Source organism: Paraglaciecola sp., from assembly GCF_030730205.1.
Taxonomy (GTDB): Bacteria; Pseudomonadota; Gammaproteobacteria; order Enterobacterales; family Alteromonadaceae; genus Paraglaciecola.
On record NZ_JANQVQ010000050.1, the window covers coordinates 1 to 5,185 of the forward strand.

At 37.0% G+C, this 5,185-nt stretch carries 6 protein-coding genes and 1 pseudogene; all 7 read right to left on the bottom strand.

The features are described from left to right. A pseudogene (locus tag NWQ57_RS04745) lies at nucleotides 1-339 on the bottom strand (polysaccharide biosynthesis family protein); the annotation flags it as partial. Then, the gene (gene rffA / locus NWQ57_RS04750; RefSeq protein ID WP_306020976.1) at nucleotides 336-1,466 is read right to left on the bottom strand and encodes a dTDP-4-amino-4,6-dideoxygalactose transaminase; all 1,131 of its coding nucleotides are present in this window, start codon (nucleotides 1,464-1,466) and stop codon (nucleotides 336-338) included. The pseudogene NWQ57_RS04745 and the gene rffA, both read right to left, overlap by 4 nt. Before the next feature lies 1 nt (nucleotide 1,467). After that, nucleotides 1,468-2,022 carry an acyltransferase gene (locus tag NWQ57_RS04755; RefSeq protein WP_306020977.1) on the bottom strand — a complete coding sequence of 185 codons (555 nt, stop codon included), beginning with the start codon at nucleotides 2,020-2,022 and terminating at the stop codon, nucleotides 1,468-1,470. After that, entirely contained in the window at nucleotides 2,022-2,894 is an 873-nt protein-coding gene (gene rfbA / locus NWQ57_RS04760) for a glucose-1-phosphate thymidylyltransferase RfbA (RefSeq protein ID WP_306020978.1), read from the bottom strand. The genes NWQ57_RS04755 and rfbA overlap by 1 nt, the downstream gene beginning before the upstream one ends. A 3-nt stretch (nucleotides 2,895-2,897) precedes the next feature. After that, nucleotides 2,898-3,968 (bottom strand): dTDP-glucose 4,6-dehydratase, encoded by a 1,071-nt coding sequence (rfbB, locus tag NWQ57_RS04765; protein WP_306020979.1) that lies wholly within the window; start codon nucleotides 3,966-3,968, stop codon nucleotides 2,898-2,900. Nucleotides 3,969-3,977: 9 nt separating this feature from the next. After that, nucleotides 3,978-4,904, bottom strand: a complete 927-nt coding sequence (locus NWQ57_RS04770) for a Wzz/FepE/Etk N-terminal domain-containing protein (RefSeq protein ID WP_306020980.1) — start codon at nucleotides 4,902-4,904, stop codon at nucleotides 3,978-3,980. Nucleotides 4,905-4,956: 52 nt separating this feature from the next. Continuing rightward, on the bottom strand, nucleotides 4,957-5,185 hold a 229-nt coding region (locus NWQ57_RS04775; protein ID WP_306020982.1), incomplete at its 5' end, for a hypothetical protein.

Here is a 5,185-nt window from a genome sequence, read left to right on the forward strand (position 1 = left end):
TGTTAAAAATTCTGATTCAATTCCAAATAATATTTGTGAAATTGAAATAGGTGATACGAGTAAAATAAAAGATAAAAATGTTGTTAAAATTAAACCTGGAAGCGCAGCAACTTTGAGTAAAGAAAATTTATCGGCTTCCTCATGATATTCTCTAACATAAGCTTTGTGCATTTCTAAACTAAATAAACTAATACTTAAACTTAACACTATTTGAAGCATAGTTAGTCTGCCGACGTCTTCGACAGAAAAAAACCATGCAACAAATGGCAGTATTACTATACCTATGGCCGCAGCACCAAACGGCCCTATGGAAAATTGAAAAAGTTTCTTTACGTTCAAACAAAAAATCTCATTACTGCATTAATTACTTTCTCTTGTTCTTCTTTTTGCATTTGAAAGTAAAGTGGTAGCCTCACAAGTCGCTCGCTTTCACTCGTAGTGAACGCGTCTACGCCATCTAACCGTCCACAATTTTGACCTGCTGGTGCAGAATGCAGTGGTATGTAATGAAATACGGCAGAGATTTCATTACATTTTAGATATTCAATAAATGCAGTGCGCTGGTCAATGTTTTTAAGTTTTAGGTAAAACATATGGGCATTGTGTTCACAGGTTGTTGGAATAGTTGGTAATTCAACAAAACCTGAATCTTGGAGTGATTTAAATGCTTGATGGTAGCCATTCCATATTTCTAAACGGTTTACATTTATTTCATTAACTTTTTCTAGCTGCCCCCATAAATAGGCTGCTTGTAATTCGCTTGGTAAAAAACTACTACCTATGTCAACCCAAGTGTATTTATCAACTTGTCCACGGAAAAATTGACTACGATTGGTACCTTTTTCACGAATAACTTCAGCTCGATGTGAAAAACGTTCGTCGTTAATAATCAATAAACCACCTTCACCACCACTAGTATAGTTTTTAGTTTCGTGAAAACTAAACGCTCCAAGGTGCCCTATTGTTCCAAGCGGTTTACCTTTATAGTTGCTCATCATACCTTGAGCAGCATCTTCTACAACAAACAAATCATGGCGTTTAGCAATATCCATGATGACATCCATCTCGCAACCAACACCTGCATAATGAACTGGAACAATTGCTTTTGTTTTTGAGGTGACAGCCGCTTCAATTTTTGTTTCGTCAATATTCATCGTATCAGGTCGAATATCTACAAATACAATCTTTGCGCCACGCAATACGAAAGCATTTGATGTACTTACAAAGGTATAACTTGGTACGATCACCTCATCACCAGGTTGAATATCAATTAAAATTGCAGCCATTTCTAAAGCGGCTGTACAAGAAGGTGTTAGGAGTGTTTTTATGCATCCAAGACTCTTTTCGAACCATGCCTGACTTTTTTTACCAAAGTAACCATCACCAGAAATTTTATTACTCTGCATTGCCTGCAAAACATATTGCTGTTCGTTGCCAGTAAGAGGGGGCTTATTGAAAGGAATCATCCTAAATCTCCAAAAATTTTTTTTCTAATTCGAGTAAGTCTTTTTTTCGGTCTTTAATTTTTTTAGCTGGCGAGCCCACATAAATTGACCAACTTTCTGTTGACTTGATAACGAGTGAATTTGCCCCGACTGAATTACCCTCAGCAATTTCAACACCAGGCATAATAATCGCACCAGCGCCGATTATAGAATGGCGACCAATTCTAACTGGTAACATTAATTCGTTTTTGAACTGCTTCGGAACTGTTGAATTTGTCATCGTAGCACCAGAGTAATCATCTGATTGCGTAAATACCTTTACGCCATATGCCAGTGTTGCGAAATCTTCGATGAATAAACCTGGGATGCCACCAGCCAACAAACACTGTGGCGTTATATGAACATTCCTTCCAATTCTCATTTTGCCTGATACAACACAAAAATCATCAATACGGGAGTAGTCACCAACTTCAATTTGATCAGTATTATAGATACATGCCTTGTTGCTAATCTTGACGTTCTTACCAAGTGATTTAAAACCCATAGCACCCAATTCTTGTTCAGTTAAATAAGGCATTAAAATTTACTCACAATCAAATCATTTAAATACTGACCATAACCGTTTTTCGACAAAGACGCAGCTGCAGTTAATACTTGCTCATCAGTCAGCCAACCATTTCGCCATGCAATTTCTTCAAGACAAGATATTTTATAACCTTGTCTCTTTTCAATTGTCTCAACAAACATTGCAGCTTGTAACAAACTCTCATGTGTTCCAGTATCAAGCCACGCAAAACCTCGACCAAGAAGCTCAACATTTAAATCACCACGTGCCATGTACATTTGATTAATTGAAGTTATCTCAAGTTCACCACGTTGACTTGGTACGACTTTTTTAGCCATTTCTACAACATCATTGTCGTAAAAATATAAGCCAGTCACAGCAAAGTTAGACTGAGGATTCTTTGGTTTTTCTTCAATACTAATTGCTTTCTGATTTTCATCGAAAGCAACAACACCAAAACGCTCAGGATCTTTAACTTGATAACCAAACACACTAGCGCCAGACTTTCTATTAGCAGCACGTTTTATAATTGGAGTAAAACCCTGCCCCCAGAATATATTGTCTCCAAGTACTAAACATACACTGTCATTTCCAATGAAATTCTCACCAATAGTAAAGGCTTGTGCAAGCCCATCTGGGCTGGGTTGAATTGCATAACTTAAATTGATACCAAAATCACTACCATTTCCAAGCATACGTATAAACCCTGATTGGTCTTCAGGCGTTGTGATGATGAGTATATCTTTTATGCCTGCTAACATAAGAACAGACAAAGGGTAATAAATCATCGGCTTATCATAAATAGGAAGCAACTGTTTAGAAACACCACGAGTAATAGGGTACAGTCGAGTACCTGATCCACCAGCCAATACTATACCTTTCATTTTCTAGGTTCCTTGTCCTAACCGCTCTAATTTGTAGCTACCATCTAGTACCGAACTCCACCAATCGCGATTAGCTAAATACCAAGCAACAGTCTTTCTGAGCCCAGTTTCGAATGTTTCTTGTGGTATCCAGCCTAGCTCACGCTCAATCTTACTAGCATCAATTGCATAACGTAAATCATGACCAGGCCGATCCTGTACATAGGTAATTAGACTCTCATAATTTGGAATATCAAGAAGTGAGTTTTTAATTGGTGCAAGCTCTTCAAGAATGGTACAAATGGTTTTAACAACATCTATATTCTGTTTCTCATTATGACCACCAATATTGTAGGTTTCACCTACAATACCTTCTGTAACAACCTTGTATAGTGCCCTTGCATGATCATCCACATATAACCAGTCTCTAATTTGATTTCCCTTACCATAAATCGGTAAAGGTTTACCAGATAGCGCATTTAAAATAACTAAAGGTATTAACTTCTCTGGAAAATGATATGGGCCATAATTGTTAGAACAATTTGTTACGATAACTGGTAAACCAAAGGTGCGATGCCAAGCCCTAACCAAGTGGTCTGAACTTGCCTTACTTGCTGAGTAAGGGCTACTTGGTGCATATGAAGTATTTTCAGTAAATAAATCATCAGTACCGTCTACATCTCCATACACTTCATCAGTTGATATATGATGAAAACGGAATGCTTCTTTGCGCTTTAGAGGCAAATTTTTCCAATATGTGCGCGCTGCTTCTAGAAGGGTATAAGTACCAACTATATTAGTTTGAATAAACGCGGCTGGACCATCTATAGAGCGATCAACATGGCTTTCAGCTGCTAGGTGCATTACTGCATCAGGCTGATGTTTTTGAAATAACTTGTTTATCGAATCTGCATCGCAAATATCGATTTTTTCAAATATATAACGTTCATTTTTTGCCACATCTGAAACTGAATTTAAATTCCCAGCATATGTTAGTTTGTCAACATTTATAACAGAACTATGAGTATTATTTATAATGTGTCGTACTACCGCAGAGCCTATAAATCCTGCGCCACCTGTTATAATTATTTTCATCTAAAAACCTTAAATCTTTCTGTTAAAATAACGAAAAAAAACTATGAAAACTGATGTGAAAAAACCAATAAACATTCCTAAAATCACAATAATTGCACGCTTAGGTTTTATTTTTTTTTCAGCAACAACTGCAGGGTCAACAGTTTTTAATATATATTCATCACGTACATTAGCTAACATTACGGTTTTAGTTTGTTCTTCTATAAGTGAAAATAACATTGTTCGGACATCAGCTATATTCGTCTCAGCAATTTGACTGTTTAAATATGCAATACTTTTTTGTGCCTCTGCGAGATCACGTGAACGCATGTCTTCATTTATGGCTTCAACAAATTTATCGACCCACAATTTCGCTAAGTTTGGTGAATAATGTTCGATACTTATTCTAACAATACCGGATGTTGTATCTTGATTTATAGATAGTAATTTTTTTAACTTTTCATAAGTTTCTAAAGTGCTTGGCTTAGCTTGAAAAGGCATGGAAACTTCACGAACCCATTCTTTATTTAACTCATTATAAATTTTAGGGTCAAAAATAAGTTTATCTTCTGAACGACTCCACCCTTCAGCTGCAATTACAGGAAGATACAAATCATTTTCTTCAATAAAACGACCGATAAACTGACGTGATCTCATAATTTCAAGGGCAAGACTTGTTTTATCTTTCCCCCCTAAACCGCCCAAATTAACTCCCGCTAGGGCTGCAAGTCCACCAAGTTGACCAGGGATTTTTAAACCAGCGTCATCAGACACAGGTGAAAGCGTAACTTCACTTTTGTAGACATTAGGTAAGCTTAGTGCATAAAATACTGCTGTCACACTAAATACAAAAGTTGTAGCAATAATTATCCACTTACCTTTCCAAATAGCTTTAACTAGCTCTCGTAAATCAATTTCGTCGTCGGCAAGTTGCTGTTGTTGTAATTGTTCTGTCATAACGTTCCTAAGAAAGCCTTACCCATATTTAAGATAAGGCTAAGGCTTATGGTTAAAAGGAATTTAACGCGGCAATAGCAACTGCCGTTTGATAAAAGATTTGGGTTACTTGTGCCCAAGTGCTTAAGCTATCTTTATATTCGGTGTCTAACGGCATAATAATGGTATCGCCTGGTTTTAGTTCGTCATTAGCCGCAGTAAACCAGCTGTTTGTACCCGGCACCATTACTGAGCCGTCGGCGCGAATAACAAACAAACGTTGTTCATCAGCACGCTTACGT